Annotated in this window: 22 protein-coding genes and 1 pseudogene; 12 read left to right on the top strand and 11 right to left on the bottom strand. The window is 72.9% G+C overall.

What is annotated here, in order from left to right; all coding sequences use genetic code 11:
* Positions 1–39: 39 nt before the first annotated feature.
* Positions 40–1,245 (top strand): cytochrome P450, encoded by a 1,206-nt coding sequence (locus ACZ6AA_RS08255; protein ID WP_468457594.1) that lies wholly within the window; start codon positions 40–42, stop codon positions 1,243–1,245.
* 81 nt (positions 1,246–1,326) lie between these two features.
* Here ACZ6AA_RS08255 and ACZ6AA_RS08250 read toward each other — a convergent pair whose 3' ends face one another.
* The gene (locus tag ACZ6AA_RS08250; protein WP_468457596.1) at positions 1,327–1,785 is read right to left on the bottom strand and encodes a nuclear transport factor 2 family protein; all 459 of its coding nucleotides are present in this window, start codon (positions 1,783–1,785) and stop codon (positions 1,327–1,329) included.
* 164 nt (positions 1,786–1,949) lie between these two features.
* Between ACZ6AA_RS08250 and ACZ6AA_RS08245 the strand changes: the two genes are divergently transcribed.
* On the top strand, positions 1,950–2,513 hold the full coding sequence (locus ACZ6AA_RS08245; protein ID WP_471456921.1) for a TetR/AcrR family transcriptional regulator: 564 nt from the start codon (positions 1,950–1,952) through the stop codon (positions 2,511–2,513).
* Between the two features lie 19 nt (positions 2,514–2,532).
* Here the strand turns inward: ACZ6AA_RS08245 and ACZ6AA_RS08240 are convergent, their stop codons facing one another.
* Positions 2,533–3,063 (bottom strand): DUF3237 domain-containing protein, encoded by a 531-nt coding sequence (locus tag ACZ6AA_RS08240; protein ID WP_468457600.1) that lies wholly within the window; start codon positions 3,061–3,063, stop codon positions 2,533–2,535.
* A gap of 87 nt (positions 3,064–3,150) precedes the next feature.
* Between ACZ6AA_RS08240 and ACZ6AA_RS08235 the strand changes: the two genes are divergently transcribed.
* A complete protein-coding gene (locus ACZ6AA_RS08235; protein WP_471456919.1) occupies positions 3,151–3,834 on the top strand; it encodes a TetR family transcriptional regulator C-terminal domain-containing protein in 684 nt (227 codons plus the stop codon).
* Positions 3,835–4,021: 187 nt separating this feature from the next.
* Positions 4,022–4,888, top strand: a complete 867-nt coding sequence (locus tag ACZ6AA_RS08230) for a class I SAM-dependent methyltransferase (RefSeq protein WP_468482479.1) — start codon at positions 4,022–4,024, stop codon at positions 4,886–4,888.
* A 13-nt stretch (positions 4,889–4,901) separates the two neighbouring features.
* On the opposite strand, the gene ACZ6AA_RS08225 is transcribed toward ACZ6AA_RS08230, so the two are convergent.
* Complete coding sequence (locus ACZ6AA_RS08225) at positions 4,902–5,498, bottom strand: TetR/AcrR family transcriptional regulator (RefSeq protein ID WP_468457606.1); 597 nt, start codon at positions 5,496–5,498, stop codon at positions 4,902–4,904.
* A gap of 87 nt (positions 5,499–5,585) precedes the next feature.
* On the opposite strand from ACZ6AA_RS08225, the gene ACZ6AA_RS08220 reads away from it, so the two are divergent.
* A complete protein-coding gene (locus tag ACZ6AA_RS08220) occupies positions 5,586–6,002 on the top strand; it encodes a VOC family protein (protein WP_471456916.1) in 417 nt (138 codons plus the stop codon).
* Here ACZ6AA_RS08220 and ACZ6AA_RS08215 read toward each other — a convergent pair.
* From ACZ6AA_RS08215 to ACZ6AA_RS08205, 3 genes and pseudogenes are all read right to left on the bottom strand, one after another.
* Positions 5,980–6,216, bottom strand: coding sequence for an RICIN domain-containing protein (locus tag ACZ6AA_RS08215; RefSeq protein ID WP_471457837.1), 237 nt, complete (start codon positions 6,214–6,216; stop codon positions 5,980–5,982). The genes ACZ6AA_RS08220 and ACZ6AA_RS08215 overlap by 23 nt on opposite strands.
* Positions 6,193–7,597, bottom strand: a pseudogene (locus ACZ6AA_RS08210) (beta-L-arabinofuranosidase domain-containing protein); the annotation flags it as partial. The gene ACZ6AA_RS08215 and the pseudogene ACZ6AA_RS08210, both read right to left, overlap by 24 nt.
* Positions 7,598–7,842: 245 nt before the next feature.
* Positions 7,843–8,658, bottom strand: coding sequence for an SDR family oxidoreductase (locus ACZ6AA_RS08205; protein ID WP_471456914.1), 816 nt, complete (start codon positions 8,656–8,658; stop codon positions 7,843–7,845).
* A 115-nt stretch (positions 8,659–8,773) separates the two neighbouring features.
* Here ACZ6AA_RS08205 and ACZ6AA_RS08200 point away from each other — a divergent pair, with 115 nt between their 5' ends.
* Complete coding sequence (locus tag ACZ6AA_RS08200; RefSeq protein ID WP_471456912.1) at positions 8,774–9,241, top strand: nuclear transport factor 2 family protein; 468 nt, start codon at positions 8,774–8,776, stop codon at positions 9,239–9,241.
* 170 nt (positions 9,242–9,411) lie between these two features.
* Here the strand turns inward: ACZ6AA_RS08200 and ACZ6AA_RS08195 are convergent, their stop codons facing one another.
* The gene (locus ACZ6AA_RS08195; protein WP_471456910.1) at positions 9,412–10,272 is read right to left on the bottom strand and encodes a LysR family transcriptional regulator; all 861 of its coding nucleotides are present in this window, start codon (positions 10,270–10,272) and stop codon (positions 9,412–9,414) included.
* A gap of 161 nt (positions 10,273–10,433) precedes the next feature.
* Between ACZ6AA_RS08195 and ACZ6AA_RS08190 the strand changes: the two genes are divergently transcribed.
* Together ACZ6AA_RS08190 and ACZ6AA_RS08185 are read left to right on the top strand one after the other, a co-directional pair.
* The gene (locus ACZ6AA_RS08190) at positions 10,434–11,414 is read left to right on the top strand and encodes an EamA family transporter (RefSeq protein WP_468482474.1); all 981 of its coding nucleotides are present in this window, start codon (positions 10,434–10,436) and stop codon (positions 11,412–11,414) included.
* Between the two features lie 117 nt (positions 11,415–11,531).
* A complete protein-coding gene (locus tag ACZ6AA_RS08185) occupies positions 11,532–12,152 on the top strand; it encodes a DJ-1/PfpI family protein (RefSeq protein WP_468457618.1) in 621 nt (206 codons plus the stop codon).
* A gap of 258 nt (positions 12,153–12,410) precedes the next feature.
* Here the strand turns inward: ACZ6AA_RS08185 and ACZ6AA_RS08180 are convergent, their stop codons facing one another.
* On the bottom strand, positions 12,411–13,070 hold the full coding sequence (locus tag ACZ6AA_RS08180; RefSeq protein WP_468457622.1) for a response regulator: 660 nt from the start codon (positions 13,068–13,070) through the stop codon (positions 12,411–12,413).
* Positions 13,067–14,434 (bottom strand): sensor histidine kinase, encoded by a 1,368-nt coding sequence (locus tag ACZ6AA_RS08175; protein ID WP_471456908.1) that lies wholly within the window; start codon positions 14,432–14,434, stop codon positions 13,067–13,069. Before ACZ6AA_RS08175 ends, ACZ6AA_RS08180 begins: the two co-directional genes overlap by 4 nt.
* A gap of 139 nt (positions 14,435–14,573) precedes the next feature.
* On the opposite strand from ACZ6AA_RS08175, the gene ACZ6AA_RS08170 reads away from it, so the two are divergent.
* From ACZ6AA_RS08170 to ACZ6AA_RS08160, 3 genes are all read left to right on the top strand, one after another.
* Positions 14,574–15,491, top strand: coding sequence for an SDR family NAD(P)-dependent oxidoreductase (locus ACZ6AA_RS08170; RefSeq protein WP_468457626.1), 918 nt, complete (start codon positions 14,574–14,576; stop codon positions 15,489–15,491).
* 233 nt (positions 15,492–15,724) lie between these two features.
* Positions 15,725–17,416, top strand: a complete 1,692-nt coding sequence (locus ACZ6AA_RS08165; RefSeq protein WP_471456906.1) for an FAD-binding oxidoreductase — start codon at positions 15,725–15,727, stop codon at positions 17,414–17,416.
* A 223-nt stretch (positions 17,417–17,639) separates the two neighbouring features.
* Complete coding sequence (locus ACZ6AA_RS08160; protein ID WP_471456904.1) at positions 17,640–18,899, top strand: abortive phage infection protein; 1,260 nt, start codon at positions 17,640–17,642, stop codon at positions 18,897–18,899.
* A gap of 9 nt (positions 18,900–18,908) precedes the next feature.
* On the opposite strand, the gene ACZ6AA_RS08155 is transcribed toward ACZ6AA_RS08160, so the two are convergent.
* Positions 18,909–19,517: a TetR/AcrR family transcriptional regulator gene (locus ACZ6AA_RS08155; protein WP_468482470.1), complete on the bottom strand. Its 609-nt coding sequence runs from the start codon at positions 19,515–19,517 to the stop codon at positions 18,909–18,911.
* A 100-nt stretch (positions 19,518–19,617) separates the two neighbouring features.
* Here ACZ6AA_RS08155 and ACZ6AA_RS08150 point away from each other — a divergent pair, with 100 nt between their 5' ends.
* Positions 19,618–20,307: a nitroreductase gene (locus ACZ6AA_RS08150; RefSeq protein ID WP_471456902.1), complete on the top strand. Its 690-nt coding sequence runs from the start codon at positions 19,618–19,620 to the stop codon at positions 20,305–20,307.
* A gap of 22 nt (positions 20,308–20,329) precedes the next feature.
* On the opposite strand, the gene ACZ6AA_RS08145 is transcribed toward ACZ6AA_RS08150, so the two are convergent.
* Complete coding sequence (locus ACZ6AA_RS08145) at positions 20,330–21,115, bottom strand: hypothetical protein (RefSeq protein WP_471456900.1); 786 nt, start codon at positions 21,113–21,115, stop codon at positions 20,330–20,332.
* Between the last annotated feature and the right edge of the window lie 40 nt (positions 21,116–21,155).

Genomic DNA, 21,155 nt, shown 5'->3' with positions numbered 1-21,155 from the left:
GAGAGCCGAGCAGTGCCCGAAGAGAGGGAACGAACGAACATGACCGAACTCGCCGACCGCTGGGGACTCAACCCGCTGCACTTCTGGATGTGGGGACGCAACCCGGAGCACCCCGTCAAGATCGATGAAAACGGCGTGGTCCACATCTACGGCTACGACGAGATCGTCGGCGTCTACAGCAGCCCCAAGGAGTACTCGGCCAACGTGAGCGCCGCCCTGATGGGCGACACCGCGGCCGCCGACGCCTTCAACCAGGGCACGCTCCTGCAGGCGGACCCGCCGGGCCACACCAAGCTGCGCAGGCTCATCAGCGGCGTGTTCACCCCGCGCATGGTGGCCGAGCTGGAGCCGCGCATCGTCGAGATCACCAAGGGCCTCCTCGACGAGGCGGAGGAGCGCGCCACCGGCAACCAGCTGGAGCTGGTCGACGCCCTCACCTACCCGATGCCCGTCATGGTCATCGCCGAGATGCTGGGCGTGCCGCAGAGCGACCGCGGCCTGTTCAAGCAGTGGGTCGACCAGATGATCGCCGCCGCCGGTGACATCTCGGTGGGCGGCGAGGAGACGGCGGAGGACGCCGACGTGGCGGCCGCGCTGCGGCACGTACCGGAGTTCCTCGCCTACCTCCAGCAGCACGTGGACGAGCGCCGCTCGAAGCCGCGGGAGGACCTGCTCACCAAACTCGTCCAGGCGGAGGTCGACGGCGAGGGCCTGAGCGACGCGGCCGTCGTGAACTTCGCCAACGAGCTGCTGATCATCGGGCACACCACCACCAGCGCGCTGCTCGGCAACATGCTGCTGTGCCTGGACGCCCACCCCGAGCACTTCGCGCGGCTGCGCGAGAACCCCGAGATGGTCTCGGGCGTGGCCGAGGAGACCCTGCGGTTCCTCAGCCCGATCGCGGGCTCGTACCGCATCGCCGCCGCCGACACGGAGGCCGCCGGGGTCAAGGTGCCCAAGGGCTCGCTCGTCTCGCTGTGGCTCGGCGCGGCCAACCGCGACGAGCGGCGCTTCGAGCGCCCCCACGAGTTCGACCCCTACCGTGACCCCAACCCGCACCTGGACTTCGGCCGCGGCATGAAGTTCTGCATCGGCGCGCCGCTGGCCCGCCTGGAGGCGCGCATCGCCATCAACGCGCTCCTGGAGCGCTACCCCGTGCTGCGCACGGACCCCGCCAACCCGCCGGAGTTCCTGCCGGTGGAGCAGGCGATCGGCGCCACGAAGCTGCTGCTTCGCACCGACTGACGGGACGGGTCCGGCGCACGACGGAGCGAGGCGGGACCGGTGCCGCACCGGTCCCGCCTCGCCCGCGTGCCCTGCGACTCGCTACTGGACGGGGAGCGGCGTGCGCCGCTCGCTCTCCGGCCGCGGGCCGAAGATGCGCCGCTCCGCCTCGCTGATCGGCACGTCGTTGATGCTGGCCTCGCGGCGGGCCATGAGCCCTTCCGCCGTGAACTCCCACAGCTCGTTGCCGTAGCTGCGCCACCACTGGCCGTCCAGCGCCTGGCACTCGTACTGGAAGCGCACCGCGATCCGGGGCCCGTGGAAGTCCCACAGCTCCTTGCGCAGCGCGTACTCGCCCTCGCGGGACCACTTGTCGCGCAGGAACGCGGTGATCTCGTCCCGGCCGGTGAGGAAGCGGTCTCTGTTCCGCCAGACCGAGTCCACGGTGTACGCGAGCGCGACGCGCTCGGGGTCGCGGGTGTTCCAGGCGTCCTCGGCGGCCTGGACCTTCAGCAGTGCCGTCTCCTCGTCGAACGGGGGGAACGGAGGGCGTGACGTCATGTCTGCTCCTTCATGTGCCGTGCGCTCATACTGACCGCAGCTGGAGAACGCTCGTTCTCCGCCTCGTCGGCCACTCTAGAGAACGCCCGTTCTCCTGGGTAGCGGCATTGCCTCCGAGGCAAACCGGCCGGTCCTTCGGCAGGTCATCGCGGTAGCGTTGGCCGATGGACACCACAGCCACCGCTGCCGAGCGGGCGCTGGACGCGGCCGAGCGGCTCTTCTACCAGCGGGGCATCCAGTCCGTCGGCATGGACCGGATCCGCACCGAGTCCGGCCTCTCCCTCAAGCGCCTCTACCAGCTCTTCCCCGCCAAGGAACGTCTCGTCGAGGCCTACCTGGAGCGCCGCGACGAGCGCTGGAGGCGCGACCTCGCCGAACACGTCGAGCGGCACGAGAATCCCGAGCGGCGCATCCTGGCGATCTTCGACTGGCTGGGGGAGTGGTTCGCCGAACCCGACTTCAACGGCTGCGCCTGGATCAACTCCTACGGAGAGCTGGGCGCCACCTCGGAGCCGGTCGCCCGCCAAGTCCGCCTGCACAAGCAGGCCTTCAAGCAGTACGTGGCGGACCTGGTGTCCCGGGCGGACCTCCCCGACAGCCTGGCGGACCAGGTGTTCCTCCTGGCGGAAGGCGCGATGGCGACAGCAGCGATCACCGGCACCCCGGCCCCGGCGACCCAGGCGGCCCAGGCCGCACGCCTCCTGATCGCGGCCACCCGCCAGCCGTAGCCGGGATGACGGCGAGTCGTCACAGCACCTGGGAGACCTTGTAGGCGATGCCCCCTTCGATGAGGTAGCCCGATCCGACGCAGACCGTGCCGTTGAGCCACGCGTAGGGCTCGGCGCCGGTTTCGAAGAGGGGGGTGGTGCGGAAGTAGTAGTGGTCGGGGTCGATCGTGGATCGTTCGCCGGGGTCGGCCAGTCTGTCGCGCAGCTCGGGCGGGGTGACCCAGCGGCCGCCGTACGTCATGTACAGCAGGGCGCCGTCGTGGGTGCGCAGCGTGAGGCGCACGTCCAGGTTCATCGTTCCGTCCGGGCCGAACAGCGCCCAGTCCCCGCCGCCGGGCAGGACGTCACCGTGCAGCCTCGGGCCGTGGAACGTGCCGCCCGCGGCGCCGAAGAGGACGCGTCGGCCGTAGGGTCCGCCGCCGATGGACAGTCGGGGGTTCAAGTCGACGACCATGTCGAAGAGGTGGGCGGTGCGGACGTCGCCGACGTCCTTCATGCGAGGGTCCACGTGCGGGGTGATGTGCGGGGCCATGTGCGGGTTCACGGTCATGTGGATGTGCCTCCTCAAGGGCTCGAACTAAACGTACGATCGGTCGTATGCTTTGAGCAAGGGTGGATGACGAGTGGAAGGGGATCGATGAACGAGCGTGCGGGACGGCGGAGTTCACAGGCCGATGCGTCCGGGCCCGGAGGGCTGGCCGGGCCGGAAGTGGCGGGGGAGGGCAGCGGGGATCAACGCCTCGCCCGGGGAGCCCGTGCCCGGCACAAGATCGCTCGCCACGGCGTCGACGTCGCCTCGCTGGAGGGTCTGAGCGGCCTGAGCATCGGCCGTCTGGCCGCCGACCTGGAGCTGAGCAAGAGCGGCATCCAGACGCTCTTCAGGACCAAGGAGAACCTGCAACTCGCCGTCGCGGAGTCGGCGCGCGAAGCCTTCGCCGAAGCGGTCGTCGGCCCCGCGCGGACCGAGCCGCCGGGCGCCGCCAGGCTGCGCGCGCTGACGGAACGCTGGATCGCCTACGCCGAGGAACCCCTGTTCGCCGGTGGCTGTTTCTGGGCGGCGAGCGTCCCCGACTTCGACAGCAGGCCGGGGGCGGTCCGCGACACCCTGCTGCGCCACCGCCGCACCTGGCTCACCGCCCTCGCCGACGAACTGCGCCACGCCGTGGACGCGGAAGAGATCGCCGAACTCGACCCGGACCTCACGGCCTTCCAGATCGACGCGGTCCTCGTGGCCGCCAACACGGCCTTGCGGCTGGGGGACGCGGAGGTCGTCGCGAAGGTCCGCCGTGTCGTGGACGGCTTCCTCGCGCCACCGAAGTGAGGGTGCCAGGGCCCCGCGTGCTTGCTTACGCGGGGGAAATGCCCGCCACATCACCCCAGTCATGGAATCATCGGGCGGCCAGGCTCGGCCCGGCCCGGCCTGAACGGGCAGAAGGGTCCGCGAGGAACCAAGGGCCGGCAAGGGGCAGCAAGCGGCACCAAGGGCCAGCAAGAGGAGAGGGGCGGGTGTGATCGACGGCTGGGAATGGGACGAGACCTTGTTCTCGGGAGCGGCCGCCCACTACGCGCGGGGGCGGCTCCCGTACGCACCCGGCCTTGCGGAAGCCCTCGCGGATGCCCTGCGGCTCGACGGGCGGGGGCGCCTCCTCGATGTGGGATGCGGCCCGGGCACGATCGCCCTGACCTTGGCGGATCTGTTCCGCGAGGTCGTGGGCGTGGACCCGGACGGCGGAATGATCGCCGAGGCGGGGCGCGAGGCGGCGAGGGCTGGCCTGACGGGAAAGACGCGTTGGGTGCGGGCCCGCGCCGAGGACCTGCCCGCGGGCCTCGGCACGTTCACGGCCGTCGGCTTCGCCCAGTCGTTCCACTGGATGGACCGCGACCTGGTGGCGGCGACCGTGCGGGACATGCTCCGCCCCGGCGGCGTACTCCTGCACATCTCGGACGTGAAGACGGCGCCCCCCACCGCCGAGGCCCTGCCCCACCCGGCCCCACCCCGCGCCGCGATCGACGACCTGGTCAGGAAGTACCTCGGCCCGGTCAGACGAGCGGGCCGAGGAACCCTGCCGCAGGGCACACCCGGCGACGAGGCGACGGTGTTCACCCGCGCCGGATTCACCGGCCCGGACCACCACGTCGTCCCCGGCGGCGGACCCCTGACCCGCGACCGTGACGACCTGGTGGCCGAGGTCTACTCGATGTCCTTCTCGGCCCCCCACCTGTTCGGCCCGCACCGCCCCGCCTTCGAGGCCGACCTGCGCCGCGTACTCCAGGAGGCCTCCCCGTCGGGCCGGTTCTCGCAGCACCGGCCGGACACGGAGGTCTTCGTCTGGCACAAGGGCCCGACCGGGCCGGAATCGGGTGACGCGGTGTGAAAGCCCCGCGGCCTCAGGCGGTGTGGCGCAGGGCCCGGAGCAGTCGTTCGAGGGCCGTCCAGGTCTCGGCCGGGTCCGTCGGGCCGGCGGGGGAGGCCAGCCACAGGGCGGCCTCGTTCATGGCGCCGGACAGGAGGTGGGTGAGGGGTTCCACGGGCTGCGGAGGGAGGGTTCCCTCGGCGACGAGGGCGGTCAGGGCGTCGTGGAGGTGCTGGGCCGATGACGCCTCGTCCAGGGCGCGCCAGGCGCTCCAGCCCAGGACGGCGGGCCCGTCCACGAGCATGATCCGCTGAATGTCGGGTTCGGCGGTCACGGTGAGGAACTCACGGCAGCCCGCCGTCAGTTGATCCCAGCGGTCGGCGTGCGCCTCGGCCGCCGCGGCCACGCGCCGCCCCACCTCCCGCTGCACCTCCTCCAGCACGGCGCCGAAGAGGTCGGCCTTGCTGTCGAAGTGGTGGTACAGCGCGCCCTTGGTCACCCCCGCGGCCTCGACGATCTGCGCGAGGCCCACCGCGCCGTAGCCCTGAGCGGCGAACAGCTGCCTGCTCTCCCGCAGCAACGTCCGCCGCGTCTGCTCCCGTTGCTGTGCCCGGACGCCCTGCCGACTCATCGCGCTCCACTCGGTTGACGGTTGACGTACCGATAGTACGTGACTACCGTCATTCGCATACCATCGGTATGTGAATGAGGGGCGACCATGAAACTGACCGGCTTCTATCCCGTGATCTGCACCGCCCGCCTCGCGGAGTCCCGGGACTTCTACACCCGGCTCCTCGGCTTCGAGACCACCTTCGAGGCCGACTGGTACGTGAGCCTGCGCCGCCCGGGCGACTCGCCGTACGAGCTAGCCCTCCTCGACCACACCCACCCGACCCTCCCGGAGGCCTACCGCCTCCCCGCCCAGGGCCTCCTGCTCAACCTCGAAGTCGAGGACGTCGACGCGGAGTGGGAGCGACTCGTCGTACGCGAAGGACTCGCCCCCGCCCTCGGGTTGCGCAGCGAGGACTTCGGGCAGCGGCACTTCATCGTGGCCGACCCCTCGGGGGTCCTGGTCGACGTCATCACCCCCATACCGCCCAGCGGTGCGTACGTCAGCCAGTACGTGGAGGGGTGACCTGGCGGCGGACCAGCCGCCACAGATGGTCCGCCGTGCCGTTGTCCTCGTACTGCACGACCTGCGCGCTGTTCGCTGTCGACATGCCGTCCACCCCGAGGGCCTTGCCGCTGTGCTGGTTCCCGATCCGGTGGTAGGCGGGCTCGGGTGTCCAGGGGCGGCCGCCGGGCGTCGCGGTGGGGAACGCGGTGACGCGCAGTCGGGCCGCGCGCATCGGGATGAGCGTCACGTTCTCCCGCGGGGTGACGGCACGGGCCGTTCCGGCCTGGAGCGGGGCCACCACGTGTTCGTCGTCCGCGACCCACTCCTTCAGACGACGGGCGCGGCCGCGTATCCGTACCGGAGTGCCCGCGTGCGTGAAGGGGTCGCCGGCCAGCGGACCCGCCTCGGCCGTGAAGGAGAGGTCCTCCTCCGGGTCGGGTGCGAGCGCGTAGTTCCAAGGAGTGGCGGCGTGCACCGCCAGGTGCGGGAAGGCGGCCGTCCCCGCGTACCGCTCGTAGGTTTCGCCGATGCGCAGGGAGTAGGTCAGGGGCCCGTGGTCGACGCTGACCGCTCCGCTCCTCCACGTGCGTACGCTGGTGCGCTGCGGCAGTCGCAGCGTGACCCGGTCCCTGCTGCGCCAGGTCCGCTCGACCTCGGCGAAGGCCGGTCCGTCCGGGGCCCGCAGCCGCGTGCCGTTGACGGCGAGGCGCGAAGCCGCCCCCGGGGAACTGGCCGTACGTTCCGATCGCGGTGGCGTAGTTCCGGTACGCGGCCCGGGTGTGCGTGTCCTTCCCGGAGCGCAGCGCGTACTGGGCGGGCTCGCGGAAGCCCTGGGCCACATTGACGTTGTGCCAGTCGGCGATGCCCGACGACCAGTCGACGCCGTGGGTGTGCATCTTGTCGGCGAGGTCAAGGAGGAAGGGCTCCTCCGTGCGGTGGTAGAGCCAGAAGGCGACGTCGAGGCCGTCGCCCCAACGCTTGGACACCCAGCCGGAGTTGTAGGCGGCGGGGCCCTGGGCGTGCATGAAGCGCAGGAAGCGCGACATGAACGGCACCATCCGCTCGTCCCCGGTGAACTCCTGGTGTGAGCGCAGCGCTTGGAGAAGCGGCAGGTACGGCCAGAAGTCCGGGCCGCCGTGGTGCTGGGTGCGCAGCCTTCTGGGCCCGAAGAACCCGTCGGGCTCCTGCGTCGCGAGGATCGCGTCGATCCATCTGCGGCTCGCCGCGAGGGCGGTGCGGTCCCCGGTGAGGGCGGCGAGATCGACGTAGCCCCGCAGCCAGTAGGGCACTTCCTCCCACCCCTCCTTGTCCGGGTGGGCCCAGCCGGAATCGTCGAAGGCGAGGAAGCGCGAGACCTCCGCGTACCTGCCGAACAGCCCGCCGAGCAGGAGGTCCAGCTGACCGCGCAGCCAACCGCGCGCGGTGACGCTGCCCAGCGGAAGCTTCTGGAAGGCCGTGGGCGCCAGGGGCGCGACGTTCGGGCCGTACAGTCCGGCGCGTGGCGGGGCGGCCGCTCGTGCGAAGGCGCTGTTCATGGCGCCCGCCCCGCCGGTCGCGCCGAGGGTGATCGCGCCGGAGCGCAGGGGGAAGTGCCGTCGCCCGAACTGCGTCATGGCTACCGTCCCGTTGTGGTCCGTGCTCGCTGGTGGGTGGCGTGCTGTGCGCTGTGCGACGGGGGAGAGGCGGGGACGGCTTCGCCGCGACGGCCGCGCCCGGCCCTCTTGCAACGTTGGCAACGGGGGTTTCCGGCATCTCAGCACCGAGTGTCGGCGTTGCCCAGAGGAAGGACGGGGCATGTGCTCATGCCGCGGCGGGCACCCCTGTGGGTCCGGGGGCACCCGCCGCGGATGGTGCCAGGTCAGCCGTAGCGGACGGAGACGACGGCCATGTCGGCGATGTTCACATTGGCCGGTGCGGCGACGGTGAAGGCCACTGCTTCGGCGATGTCCTCCGCCGCGAGGGGGCGCAGGCTGTCGCGCATCCGCGTGAGGGCGGCTCGCATCTCTTCGTTGCTCATGTCGTTGCCGAGTTCGGTGGCGGTGACGGCGGGTTCGATGGCGTGCACGCGTACGTCGCGGGGGCCGAGTTCGGCCCGGAGGTTGCGGGTGAGCTGGGCGACGGCCGCTTTGGTGGCGCCGTAGACGGACCAGTTGGGGTAGAGCGTGTGGCCGGCGACGGAGCCGATGTGCACGAGGTCGGCGGGGCCGTTCTCGGCGGCGGTGATGAGATCGCCGACGAACGCCCGCCCCGTGTGGATCAGCCCGCGCACGTTGACGTCGAGCATCCTGTCCCACTCGCTGGTGGCCGCGGACTCGAAGGGGGCGCCGAGCATGGTGCCCGCGTTGGCCACGACGAGGTCCACGGGGCCGAGCGCGGAGCGGACGGAGGTCGCCGCACGGTCGAGGGCTTCGAGGTCGGTGAGGTCCACGGCGATCGGCAGGACCTGTCCGCGGCCCGCGGTGCGCAGTTCGTCGGCGAGGTCCTTGAGCCGGTTCTCGCGGCGGCCCATGAGGGCGACGTGGGCGCCGCCGAGGGCCAGACGGCGGGCGGTGGCGGCTCCGATGCCGCTGGTGGCGCCGGTGATCACAGCCACCCGTCCGGCGAGGGAGCTGCCGGACCAGGAGGCGGGGCCGGAGCTGGTGGCCGTGGTCGCATGCGTTGCAGGAGTTGTCATGCCTCGACCTTCGACCGGACCGGCGGCCCTCACCAGGCAGCGCTCGGTCCAGGAGCCTCCGTCCTGGGTGCGACAGGCCCACCCTGGACCTCGCGCGCTGCCTTAGCTTCGCGTGATGAACGATGAACAATTGATCGCGGACCTGCACAGCCGGTGGGTGTTCGGATGGGAGCGCGACGAAGGGGACGCGCCGTTCGACTTCCGGCGCACGTTCGGCGAGTTCTACGACTTCGGCTCTCCGGACGTCCGCCTCTACGACGACTTCGACCCCGAGCAGCGGGTGGCGACGACAGCCGTCGGGTACGGGGCGATCTGGGAGCCCGTCTTCCAGGAGATGCTCGCCGCACGCCATGCCGTGGACGACGGACCGCACATCGTCGTCGGCGGCGGTCTGGCCGCGTCCACCCTCGCTTTCGTGGCGCGTATCACCATGCCGGACGTCATCACCGACCTTCGCACCACGACCTCGCTGGTCTGGCGCCGGACGCCGAAGGGCTGGCGGATCGTGCGCGAACACAACTCGAGCAAGGAGCTGCCGACAGGAGCCCTGGACCATGTGCTGCCGAGGCACGAGGCTCGCTGACTTCGAGCCTGCTGTTCGCTGCCCCGTTCCCGCTGCTCGCTGCCCCCGATCCCGCTGTTCGCTGCCCCTGAGCCCGCTGCTCGGCGCCGGACCCGCGTGGTCGGCGGGCGCACAAGCCGCCTACGGCACGGCAACCCGCCCGCCCTCCGTCGGTCCGGCCGTGCTGACCGTCAGCGTTCCCCCACCAGCTCGTGCGCCAGGCGGATCAGGTCCGGGATCGCCGGGTGCGCCGGGGCGCCGCGGTGCCAGGCCAGGACCAGGGGGACCGGTGGGGCGTCGGTGAGGGGGCGGTAGGCGATCGCCGGGTGGGTGTGCATGCGGGGGGTCGCCGAGGTGGAGATGCCCACGGCCCGGCCCGCCGCGATGGCCGTCAGCCACTCGTCGGTGTTGGTGACCTCGATCACGACCTCGGGGCGCGTGGCGGTGGACCACAGGTCGAGCGTGGTCGTGCCCGCCACCGTGTTGAGGGCGATCGGCCAGGGCGTGAGGTCGGCCAGCGTGAGCGTGTCGCATGCGGCGAGGTCGCTGTCGGCGGGCACCACCGCCACGCGTTCCTCCCGCAACAGCAGCTCCGTGACCAGGTCTGGAGCCCTCAGCTCGCCGCGCAGCAACGCGACGTCGACCTTGCCCTGGGTGAGCCCCGCCGTACGGTCGTCGACGCGGCGCAGCTCCAGCGGCACACCGGGGTGCTCCTCGTCCCAGCGGCGCAGCAGCGGCAGGGTCAGATCGCCGAGCGCGGCCCAGGGGTGCCCGAGGCGCAGCGGCAGGGCGGCCAGCGAACGGGGATCGAAGGCCGTCTCCACGGCGGCCAGGGCGGCCGCGGCCTGGTCGCGGAACACCCGGCCCGCGGCCGTGAGTTCCAGATGGTGTGTGGACCGGTCGACCAGGCGCACCCCGAGATGCGTTTCGAGCTGGCGCAGCGTGCGCGACAGCGCGGGCTGGCCCGTGTGCAGCCGGGTCGCGGCGCGCGTGATCGTGCCCTCCTCGGCGATGGCGAGGAAGGCCCGCAGGTGGCGCAGTTCCATGGTCATGCCTCGGAAGCATAACCACCGTCCATAAGGCATTTCACAGGACGCGTGCGGCTTTCTAGCGTGGGGGCATGACAAACACGAGGGTTCAGGTGGGGACCGCGGCGGCAAGCTCCGCGGTGACAGGGGCCGGGGCGGCGGGGCCCGCGGGAGCAAGGGCCGGGATGGCGGGTCCCCCGGTGGCCGGGGGCACGGTGGCTGGGGGTACGAGCGCCACGGCGACAAGCTCCGTGGGGGCGGCGCCCACGGCAGGGCGGGCCGCACCCGCCGTCGGGATACGCAAGGCGGCCGCCCCCGCCAGCGCCGGCAGCCTCGGCGGCATCGGCCTGGTGCTCGCCGGTGTCCTCTCGGTGCAGTTCGGCTCCGCCGCGGCGGCCCTGCTCTTCCCGCGCGCGGGCGCGCTCGGCGTGGTGGCGCTGCGGGTGACGATCGCGGCCGTCCTGCTCCTTGTCGTCTGCCGTCCCCGGCTGCGCGGCCACAGCCGTGCGGACTGGGGTGTCGTCGGGGCCTTCGGGCTCGCCCTGGGCGGCATGAACATCCTCTTCTACCAGGCGATCGACCGTATTCCGCTGGGCCCGGCGGTGACGCTGGAGGTGCTCGGCCCGCTGCTCCTGTCCGTCGTCACCGTGCGGCGGGCGGCGAGCCTGGTGTGGGCAGGGATGGCGTTCGCGGGCGTGTTCCTGCTCGGGCAGGGCAGCTTCGGCGAACTCAGCCCGGCGGGCGCGGGGTTCGCGCTCGGGGCGGGCGCCATGTGGGCGGCGTACATCGTCTTCAGCTCCCGGGCGGGGGCCCGCTTCCCGCGCCTGGACGGGCTGGCCCTGGCGATGGCCGTGGCCGCCCTGGTGAGCCTGCCGCTGGGGATCGGCGCCGCGGGCACCACCCTGCTGGAACCGAAGGTCCTCGGCATCGGCCTGGCCGTCGCGCTCCTGTCGTCCGGCGTGCCCTACACGCTGGAGCTGCTCGCCCTGCGCAGGCTGCCCGCGGCCACCTTCGCGGTCCTGATGAGCCTGGCCCCCGCGGTCGCCGCGCTGGCCGGATTCCTGGTCCTCGGGCAGACGCTCTCGGCGCTGCAGTGCGTGGCGATCGCCCTGGTGGTGGGGGCGAGCGCGGGCGCGGTCCGGGCCGGGGGAGCGGGCCGGAAGTGAGGGGCGGGGCGGCGCCGGGGCAGGGCCCTGCCCCGGCCGCACCCGAGCCTCCCCGGCCCCGGCCGCACCTCTCCGATCCCGCGGACGCTGATCAACTCCCGGGCTAGGATGCGGCGCATGGACATAGTGATCCCGCTCTTCGACCGTTTCGAGCCGCTCGACGCGATCGGACCGTACGAGATCCTGGCCCACGTGCCCGACGCCACCGTGCGCTTCGTGGCTCCCGAACCCGGTCTGGTGCAGGACGTGCTCGGCTCCCTGCCGGTGCACGTCCCGACCCGGTACTCCGAGGTGGAGCGCTGCGACGTCCTGCTGATCCCCGGCGGCGGAGGCGCCTGGACGGTGGCGGACGACCCCGAGTTCCTCGACTGGGTCCGCCGCATGCACGCGGGCACCCGCTTCACCACCTCGGTCTGCACCGGAGCCCTGGTGCTCGCGGCGGCCGGGCTCCTGGACGGCCTGACCGTCACCAGCCACTGGGGCGTGATCGACGAACTGCGGTCGTACGGCGCCCACTACACCCCCGAGCGGATCGTCCGCCACGACCGGATCATCACCTCCGCCGGGGTCTCCTCGGGCATCGACATGGCGCTCCGACTGGCCGCCCTGCTCAGCGACGACACCACCGCACAGGCGATCCAGCTCTACACGGAGTACGACCCGCAGCCCCCGTTCGACACCGGCTCCGTGGCCAAGGCCCCGGCCGAGGTCCTTGAACGGGCCCGCAACCTGACCTGAGACCCGCCCCGTTGCGCGGGACGCCGGGACGCCGTCCGGATCTTTGTCTGCCCGCGCCGCGAGGTCTACGAACAGTGCCTGCGGGCCGCCGGATTCAGCGAGTTGACCCGGGTCCCCCTTGAGGTGTCCGACGCGGGCCTGCGCGAGTTCGGCGCGGAGTTCTGGGCGGACCTCCTCGGCAACCCGCCGCTGGTGATGCTCCGCTGCCGCGCCTGACCCATCGACCCGTTGAGTGGGGTGGGTTGAGGGCGTGTCGGCTCAGCCGGAGGCGGTGACGCCGGACTGGACCGCGAGGACCGCGAGCCGGATGCGGTTGTCGCAGCCCGTCTTGGCCATCAGGTTCGCCACGTGCGTCTTGACCGTGGTCACCCCCAGGTGCAGCCGGTCGCCGATCTCCTTGTTCGACAGGCCCTGCCCGAGCAGGCTCAGGACCTGTCGCTCGCGGGGCGTCAGACCGGCGGGTGGCGCCGTGGCGCTCTGCGCGGGCGGGGCCGTGCCGGTGTGCAGGGCGCGGGCGACGATGCGGTCCAGCGCGGCCTGGCTGAAGGGGGCCTCGCCGCGGGCCGCGCGGCGGACGCCGTCCAGGAGTTGGGGCGGCGGGGTGTCCTTCACCAGGAAGCCGCAGGCCCCGGCGGCGAGCGCCGGGTAGAGGTGATCGTCGTCGTCGAACGTGGTCAGGGCAAGGACCCGGGTGGCGGGACGGGCCGCGGTGATGCGTCGGGTGGCGGTGATGCCGTCCACGCCCGGCATCCGCAGGTCCATCAGGACGACGTCGGGGGCGAGGTGCTCGGCCAGGCGGACGGCGTCCTGGCCGTTGGCCGCCTCGCCCACGAGGTCGATGTCGTCGGGCTGCTCGAAGAGCATGCGCAGGCCCATGCGGACGAGCTGCTGGTCGTCGACGATGAGGAGTCGTATCACGGCCGCGGCTCCGTCCCGGCGGCTTCCAAGGGTCTCCCGGCCCGCACCCCTGCCACGCTGTCCAGGGCCTCCTCGGCCGTCACATCCCCCTCCAGGAGCGGGAGTTCCGCCTGGAGCCGCCACCCCGGCCCGACGGGTCCGGCCGCCAACCGCCCGCCCAGCAGCCGCACCCGCTCACGCAGGCCGACAAGCCCGTGCCCGGACGGCCCGGCCGCCCGCGCAGGGGGCTGGTGCCCCGAGCCACCCCCGCCGCCGTGACCGTCACCTCTTCCACCGTGGTCGTCACCCCCTCCGCGACCGCCGCTCTCTCCGTCATCACCACCCCCTCCGTCATCCTCCACCTCGACCCGCACACCCCCGTCCGCACCCACCCGCACCCTCAGCCCCGCCCGCGCCCCGGTACCCGCGTGCTGGGTCACGTTCGCCAGCCCCTCCTGGGCGAGCCGCAGCACCGCGAGCCCCCGTGCCGTGTCGATCCGCGCGAGTTCGCCGTCGTCCATCGCGGCCTCGACCACCAGGCCGGAGCGCGAGCTCTGGGCCACGACCGACTCCAGGGCCGTGGCGAGTGCGCCGGGGGACAGGAGCGGGGAGGCGTCCGGGGTGACGCTGTCGGGGTCCCGCAACACCGCGACCAGGCGGCGCAGGTCGGCCATCGCGGCGGTGCCGCCGGCGTGCAGGTCGTCGAGGACGGCGGTGATACGGGGGTCGGGCGCGCCGTCGGTGCCCGCGGCGGGCAGGACGTGCCGGGCGACCCCGACCCGTACCACCATGGACGAGACGTGGTGCGCCACCAGATCGTGCAACTCGCGGGCGATGGCAGTGCGTTCGGCGGTGCGGGCCGACAGGAGGCGCTGCTCGGCGCGTGCCTGCTCCTGCTCCGCGTGGTCGCGGGCGCGGCGGGCGGCGTCCCGGGTGGCCCGGACGTACGCGCCGAGGAGCAGGGGGACCCCGGCGACGACGCTCATCTTGTACAGAACGGAAGGGAGTTCGCCGGGGAGGTCGTCAAGACGGTTCACGACGACGGCGCAGGCCAGTACGGCGGCCGCGACGACCGGCCGTCGCCCCGTGCGCCGTACCGACAGCTCGAAGACGCCGAGGGCGGCGAGCACCTTGAAGGCCACGACCGGCTCCGCGCCCCACGCGTGCGCGGCGACCAGCAGCCCCGACCGGGCCACCGCCGAGGCGAACACCCAACGGACCCCGGCCGGACACAGCGCGACGCCGACCGCCGCGAACCCCCAGTCGGCTGCCTGGGAGGGCCGTTGGACCAGAAGGAGATAGCCGAGCAGCGCACCGGCGACCACCAGGACGCGCACCCGCGCGTACCCGCGGTCGAAGGCCGCTTCCACCCAAGATCGGTTCACCGGGACAACGATAAGCGCCGTCGCGCCACCGGGGTCCTGCCGAAGGAGGAGGCCCCCCGCGGCCTGCTCCTCCCAGTGGCCGCCGCGGGGTCCCGTCGCAGGAAGCGTCCCGCCCGCCCGCGCTGACAGCGTGGGCCGCATGAACGCACACGACACGACCCGGCGCTCCCTGCTCGGCGGCGCCGCCGCCCTCGGGCTCGCCTCCCTGACCCTCGACGGCACCGCCCGCGCGGCGACACCCCGTCCGGGCCCCCGGGCGAAACGGCGCTTCGACGGCCGCTCCGTCCTCATCACCGGCGCCACCTCGGGCATCGGCGAGGCGACGGCGAAGGCCTTCGCCGCGGAAGGCGCACACGTCGGATTCTGCGGCCGCCGCGTCTCGTCGGGGCGCCGCGTCGAGCAGGAGATACGCAAGGCGGGCGGCGAGGCCACCTACATGCGGGCCGACGTCCGCGAGGCCGACCAGGTGCGCGCCTTCGTGGACGCGATGGCCGACCGCTACGGCGGCATCGACGTCGCCTTCAACAACGCCGGAATCGGCAGCGCCAAACTGCCGCACGAACTGACCGTCGAGGAGTGGGACGACGTCCAGTCCACCAATGCGCGCGGGGTGTTCCTCGCCCTGAAGTACGAGATCCCGCACATGCTCAAGGCGGGGCGCGGCGTCGTCCTCTGCACGTCGTCCTCGGCGGCCGAGTGCGCCCGGCCGAACGGCGCCGCGTACACCGCGAGCAAACGCGCCGTCCAGGGCATCGTGAAGTCCGCCGCGCTCGCGTACGGCCCCCGGGGCATCCGCGTCAACGCCGTCCTGCCCGGCACCACCGACACCCCCTTCGTCCGCCCGCCGGGCATCCCCGACGCCGACTGGGCCGCGTACAAGAAGGCGTTCGGGCCCCTCAACGTCGACGGCCTCGAACGCATGGCGGAGCCCACGGAGATCGCCCGCGCCGTGGTCTCCCTGGCGACCGACGACTTCTCGTACATGACCGGCGCCTCCGTGTCCGTGGACGGCGGGGTCATGGCGGGACGGGAGATGATCCGGCCGAGCGGCATGTGACCCGGCGGCCCGGTGAGCCCTGCGCAGGGCACCACCTCCCCGGGCCGTTGGCGCGGCACCACCTCCGTGGGGGGTGGTGCTGAGTGCACCCCCGACGTGGTTGGTAGCGCGCCTGCCACCGCCGCCGCTCCTGCCTACCTTCATAAGTGCCGCCGTACGACAGGGAATTGCGGCACGGACGCAGGGCATGGGCGCGCGGCGCGTGCGCATGGCCGACTACCGAAGGGGCAGTGATGGGTTCCAAGGACGAGCACGCTCGACGCACCGTTCCGCGGGCCGCGACGGTCACGGGCGCGGGGGTGGCGCTCGACCCGGCGCTGAGCCCGGTGCTGAACCCGGCGTCCGCCAGGGCGACGTCACCGGCGGCCGAGGCCGCTGGCCCCGCCGCCGTCGGCATCGCCGGGAGCGGCACGGGGAAGGCGGACCGGCTGCCGGACGGTCCCGTCCGCGTCACCCGCACGGACCCGCGATACGCCCATCTCACCACCCGAGGCGCGAGCAACCGCTTCCGAGGCCGGCCCGAGCAGGTCTACCTGGTCGGCTCGACGGCCCAAGTGGTGGGCGCCGTACAGGAGTCGGTGCGGGCGGGCGCCCGGCTCGCCGTGCGCGGCGGCGGGCACTGCTTCGAGGACTTCGTCGACCACCCCCAGGTGCAGTCCGTCATCGACATGTCGCCCATGCGGGAGGTGTCGTTCGACGCCGTACGCCGCGCCTTCGTCGTGGAGGCCGGGGCGACGCTCGGGGAGGTGTACCGGAAGCTGTACCTCGGCTGGGGTGTGACGCTGCCCGCCGGATACCACCCCGAGGTGGGCGTGGGCGGGCATGGCCCTGGCGGCGGGTACGGGCCGCTGTGCCGCCTCTTCGGCCTCGTCAGCGACTACCTGTACGCCGTGGAGGTCGTCGTCGTGGACCGGCACGGCGAGGCCCGCGCGGTGGTGGCGAGCCGGGAGCAGGACGACCCGCACCGCGAGCTGTGGTGGGCCCACGCCGGTGGCGGTGGCGGGAACTTCGGGGTCGTCACCCGCATGTGGTTCCGCTCGCCGGACGCCACCCGCGACACCGACCCCGCGTACATGCTGCCCGCCCCCACCCGGACCGCCCTCACCTTCACGGCGGACTGGAGCTGGGACGGCATGGACGAGGAGCACTTCGCCCGCCTGGTGCGCAATCACGGCGAGTGGGCCGAGCGCCACCGGGGCGCAGACGACCCGCAGGCCGCGCTGTACGCCGAGTTCGCGCTGAACCGCAGGGCGGCCGGGGCGCACCGGATGCTCGGCCAGGTCACCGCCGAGCCCGGCGCGGACCGGCGGCTCCTCGACGGCTTCCTCGACGCGGTGAGCGCGGGCACCCGTCGGCCCGCCAAGCTGAACGTCCAGCGGCTGCCCTGGCTCACCGCCGCGCTGCGCGGCTCGGGCGAGGCCGCGGGCGACTGGCACATCAAGATCAAGTCGGCGTTCCTGCGCCGCCGTCTCACCGACCGCCAGGTGGCCGTGCTGCACCGCCACCTCACCCGCGCCGACACCGACGTGGTCGGGGGCAGCGTCGTCCTCAACACCTACGGCGGCGCCGTCAACACCCCGTCCCCCTCCGCGACGGCCATGCCCCACCGCGACTCCGCCCTCAAGCTCTCCTGCCTCGCCTCCTGGGCCGACCCGCAGCGGGCGTCCGCGTACCTGGCCTGGATCCGCGCCTGCTACCGGGACCTCTTCGCCGACACCGGCGGCGTCCCCGTCCCCGGCGAGCACGCCGACGGCGCCTTCATCAACTACCCCGACACCGACCTCGCCGACCCGCGCTGGAACACCTCGGGCACGCCCTGGCAGACCCTCTACTTCAAGGCCAACCAGGCCCGCCTGGGCGCGGTGAAGGCGCGGTGGGATCCGCGCGACGTCTTCCACCACGCGCTGTCGGTCCGGGCGGCGTGAGCGGAGGGCTCGCCCGGACGGGCCGCGCCCCCTCGTGCCGGAAGCCGTGCCGGAAACCGGGCCGGAAGTCGGGCCGCCGACCGGGCGGTCGCGACTTTGGATACGGCGGCGAGGACCGATGGCTGATGAGCGGGACCCTGCCCGACGCCGAGTCTTGAGACGTTCCGGGGACGTCGCGGAGACGTGCCGGAACGCGACCTGTTGACGACGGTGGGAGTGCTCGATGCGCAAGGAAGCGATGACGAGAGGGACGTTCCTGACGGGGGCGGCGGTCGGCGCGGGCGCGCTGGTGGGCACGGCCCTCACCGGGCAGGCGGGCGCCGTGACGGGCCCGCGGTCCGGTACGCACCCGGCTTCCGCGCCGGACCCGCGGTCCGGTGCGCGCCCAGGGGCCGCCCCGACCTCGGCCGACGCGCGCACGGCGACCGGCCGCGGTCTGGTCCACCGTGGCGTCATGTACGAGTGCGAGGACGGCGAGACCCGGCACACGGGATGGCGCCGCGCCCGGATGTGCTCCGACATGCGCTCCATCAGGCACGACCTGCACGCGAACTCGGTCGTCGCCTTCGGCACCGGCGTCGAGCGCCTGACCGCCACCGCCAGGGAGGCAGTCGAGCACGGGATGCACGTATGGCTCCAGCCGCGCCTGGCCGACGTCCCCGAGCGCGAGATCCTCGACCACCTGGCCGAGACCGGCAGGCAGGCCGAGCGGCTGCGCCGCCAGGGCGCGCGGGTGTATCTGAGCGTGGGGTGCGAGTTCATCCTGTTCGTGCCGGGCATCGTCCCCGGGGCGAACGCGGTCGAGCGGATCGAGAACATCCAGAAGGGCAACTGGGACCCCGCGGCGACGCGGCGCGCGCTGAAGCGGTTCATCGGCCTGGCCGCGAAGACCGGCCGCCGCGTGTTCCACGGCCCGCTGACCTACGGCTCCGCGCACGGCGACCAGGTCGACTGGGACCTTTTCGACATCGTCGGCGTCAACTACTACTCGTACTTCGCCGACCCGCGCGGCTACGCCAAGGAGCTGACCCCGTACCGGAAGTGGGGCAAGCCCGTCGCCGTCACCGAGTGCGGCACCTGCACCTTCGAGGGCGCGCCCGAGGCGGGCGGCATGGGCTGGGACGTCGTCGACTACAGCAAGCCGGAGCCGGAGGTCCGCAAGGGCGTGCGGCGCAGCGAGCACACCCAGGCCCAGTACCTCGGGCAGGTCCTGAACGCGTTCGAGCAGTTGGACCTGCACGCGGCCATGGTGTACCAGTTCGTCACCTCCGACGCCCCGCACCGGCGCACCCGCCGCCACGACCTCGACATCGCCGGCTACAGCCTCACCAAGGCCATCTGGAAGACGAAGGACGACCCGACGGCGCGGTGGCACTGGGAGCCGAAGGAGTCGTTCCACGCCGTGTCGCGGCACTTCGCCCACGCCGAGCGCCGGGACCGTGCGCGTGCGGCGCGCGGGGGCCGGGAGGGCGGCGGGGTGTAGCGGACCGCGTCAGGCCGTGTCCGCCGACGCGTGGGCGAGCAGGATCTCCGCCGCCGCCCGCGCGTGCCGGCCGTAGTCCGCTTCGCCCAGGACCATGGCGCGGCTGGCCGCCCCGTCCGCGAGGGTGACCAACTGCTCGGCGAGCGCGGCGGGTTCGCGGCAGCCCAGCTCCGTCACGAGCGCGGTGACCAGCTCCACCATCCGCAGCTTCTGCTCGCGCGCGTAGGAGTGGACCGCGTTCTGCGGATCGGGGAACTCCGCCGCGGCGTCGATGAAGGGGCATCCGCGGACCGGATCCGCGTCCGCCGCGGGCGGGTCGAACAGCCCGAGGATCCGCTCCACCGGCGGGACGTCCTCGCGGGTCAGGGCGCTCTCCAGGGTGGCCCCCGACGACGCGAGGTCCTGGAGGTGGGCGATCACCAGGTCGCCCTTGGTCCGGAAGTGCGCGTACAGCGTGCGCTTGGAGACCGGGGCCTGCTCCGCGACCTGTTCCATGCCGGTCGCGTTGATCCCCTGGGTCGCGAACAGCCGGGCGGCGGCGGCCAGGACGCGCTCCCGTCCGCCGCGCCCCCGCCCCCGGGGTGTCGCAGTCGTCGATGCCGTAGTCGTCGTACCCATCCGCAAAGTGTACGTCCGCGTTTACTTCGGAGGGAGTGGCTTGCTAGGGTCAGTCATGTAAACGAACCCGTTTACATCGGCTGTCGTCGAGGAGTGAGGCATGAGTCCGTTGGCCCCCACCGAGCTGAGCGGCTGCGCGGAGAAGCTGATACGCGGACGGCACGCGACCCGCGCCTTCCGCCCGGAACCCGTGCCCGAGGACACGATCCGCGCGATCTTCTCGCTGGCCGGTGCCGCTCCGTCCAACTCCAACGCGCAGCCGTGGCGGGTGGAGGTGGCCGGCGGCGAGGCGCGCCGACGCCTCGCGGACGCCCTGCGGGCCGACCACGCCGCGCGGCGCACCTCGATCGACATCCCGTACTCCGAGGACATCTACACGGCGGTGCACCGGGAGCGCCGGGCGGCGTTCGGCGCCGACCTGTACGGGGCGCTGGGCATCGGCCCCGACGACCACGCGGCACGGGCGGCCTACGACGCCCGGAGCCTCGGCTTCTACGATGCCCCGCACGCCGCGTTCCTGTTCGTCACCGGCGACGGCGGCCCCCGCCTCGCCGCGGACGTCGGCGCCTACCTCCAAACCCTGCTCCTGGCGATGACCGCGTACGGCGTGGCGAGCTGCCCGCAGGGGCTGCTGAGCTTCTACGCCGACACGGTCCGCGCCGAACTCGGCGTCACCGAAGGGAAGTTGCTCGTCGGCGTCTCCTTCGGCTACGCCGACGAGGCCGCGCCGGTGAACCGCGTCACGACCCCGCGGGCCGCGCTCGAAACGGTCGCGACCTTCCACCACTAGGCAGTTCCCGCCCGGCGACGGCCTACCCCGACGTGTAGATGTACCGCTGCCCCGGCGGCCACCCCATGCTGCGCCCCGCGTCCGTCACCAGGACGTGCTGGTACTGGGGCGCGGTCACCTGATTCTGCGTCAGGGAGGGGCACAGCGTGGCGCAGCTGGCTGCCGTCTGGGTGCCGAGCCGCCACCCGTCGGTGTCGAAGAAGACGTACTCCACGTCGGCCGGTGCCTGCGAGGTGTCGACGGACACTCCGGCGGAGACCGGCGTCGGCAGCCGGAACAGCACCCCGTCCACCCCGGCGGTGCGCAGTCGCCGGGCCCCGATGCCGAGCGTGCTCCACCGCGGCGCCGGGGAGGGCACGTCGAGCAGGACGACACGGAGGGCGCCGGGACCGGGTCCCCGCAGCGCGACCCGGGGTGCCCGGGCGAGGAGGGAGGTGACCGCGGCGCTGTCGGGCCGCGGTCGCGTCCCGCCGCCGTCGCCCTTCTCGTCCTTCTCGTCCGTCGGGGAGGGCGTACGGGTGCGGGCCGCGGGCGAGTCCTTGGGTGCCGGTGACGTCCGTGGCGGTTTCTTCGGCGTCGAGGACGATGCGGACGACTTGGGTTTCGCCTTGTCCGTCCGGCCCACGCAGACCTTGACGTCGCCGAGGCAGAGGATGTTGTCGCCGCTCTCGTTGGTCTGGACGATCGGGCTCGGGCCGGACTTGTCACCACCGTCGCCACCGCTGATCGTGATGAGCGCCGCGATGATCATCCCCGCCACGCCGATCAGCGCCGCGACGACCCCCGCCGCCATGCCTCTGGATCCCATCGTGCCCCCCGATGTGCCCCCCGACCGGCGTGCACGGAGG

It is taken from the genome of Streptomyces sp. NPDC040610, assembly GCF_055594065.1.
The sequence above is the reverse complement of the archived record's forward strand: the minus strand, read 5'-3'. Positions and strand labels throughout refer to the sequence as shown.

Bases quoted from the DNA above. Each gene is read 5' to 3' on its own strand.
- ACZ6AA_RS08255 (WP_468457594.1), top strand. From the start codon at position 40: ATGACCGAACTCGCCGACCGCTGGGGACTCAACCCGCTGCACTTCTGG.
- ACZ6AA_RS08250 (WP_468457596.1), bottom strand. From the start codon at position 1,785: ATGACGTCACGCCCTCCGTTCCCCCCGTTCGACGAGGAGACGGCACTG.
- ACZ6AA_RS08245 (WP_471456921.1), top strand. From the start codon at position 1,950: ATGGACACCACAGCCACCGCTGCCGAGCGGGCGCTGGACGCGGCCGAG.
- ACZ6AA_RS08240 (WP_468457600.1), bottom strand. From the start codon at position 3,063: ATGACCGTGAACCCGCACATGGCCCCGCACATCACCCCGCACGTGGAC.
- ACZ6AA_RS08235 (WP_471456919.1), top strand. From the start codon at position 3,151: ATGAACGAGCGTGCGGGACGGCGGAGTTCACAGGCCGATGCGTCCGGG.
- ACZ6AA_RS08225 (WP_468457606.1), bottom strand. From the start codon at position 5,498: ATGAGTCGGCAGGGCGTCCGGGCACAGCAACGGGAGCAGACGCGGCGG.
- ACZ6AA_RS08220 (WP_471456916.1), top strand. From the start codon at position 5,586: ATGAAACTGACCGGCTTCTATCCCGTGATCTGCACCGCCCGCCTCGCG.
- ACZ6AA_RS08215 (WP_471457837.1), bottom strand. From the start codon at position 6,216: ATGCGCGCGGCCCGACTGCGCGTCACCGCGTTCCCCACCGCGACGCCC.
- ACZ6AA_RS08205 (WP_471456914.1), bottom strand. From the start codon at position 8,658: ATGACAACTCCTGCAACGCATGCGACCACGGCCACCAGCTCCGGCCCC.
- ACZ6AA_RS08200 (WP_471456912.1), top strand. From the start codon at position 8,774: ATGAACGATGAACAATTGATCGCGGACCTGCACAGCCGGTGGGTGTTC.
- ACZ6AA_RS08195 (WP_471456910.1), bottom strand. From the start codon at position 10,272: ATGACCATGGAACTGCGCCACCTGCGGGCCTTCCTCGCCATCGCCGAG.
- ACZ6AA_RS08190 (WP_468482474.1), top strand. From the start codon at position 10,434: ATGGCGGGTCCCCCGGTGGCCGGGGGCACGGTGGCTGGGGGTACGAGC.
- ACZ6AA_RS08185 (WP_468457618.1), top strand. From the start codon at position 11,532: ATGGACATAGTGATCCCGCTCTTCGACCGTTTCGAGCCGCTCGACGCG.
- ACZ6AA_RS08170 (WP_468457626.1), top strand. From the start codon at position 14,574: ATGAACGCACACGACACGACCCGGCGCTCCCTGCTCGGCGGCGCCGCC.
- ACZ6AA_RS08165 (WP_471456906.1), top strand. From the start codon at position 15,725: ATGGGTTCCAAGGACGAGCACGCTCGACGCACCGTTCCGCGGGCCGCG.
- ACZ6AA_RS08160 (WP_471456904.1), top strand. From the start codon at position 17,640: ATGCGCAAGGAAGCGATGACGAGAGGGACGTTCCTGACGGGGGCGGCG.
- ACZ6AA_RS08155 (WP_468482470.1), bottom strand. From the start codon at position 19,517: ATGGGTACGACGACTACGGCATCGACGACTGCGACACCCCGGGGGCGG.
- ACZ6AA_RS08150 (WP_471456902.1), top strand. From the start codon at position 19,618: ATGAGTCCGTTGGCCCCCACCGAGCTGAGCGGCTGCGCGGAGAAGCTG.
- ACZ6AA_RS08145 (WP_471456900.1), bottom strand. From the start codon at position 21,115: ATGGGATCCAGAGGCATGGCGGCGGGGGTCGTCGCGGCGCTGATCGGC.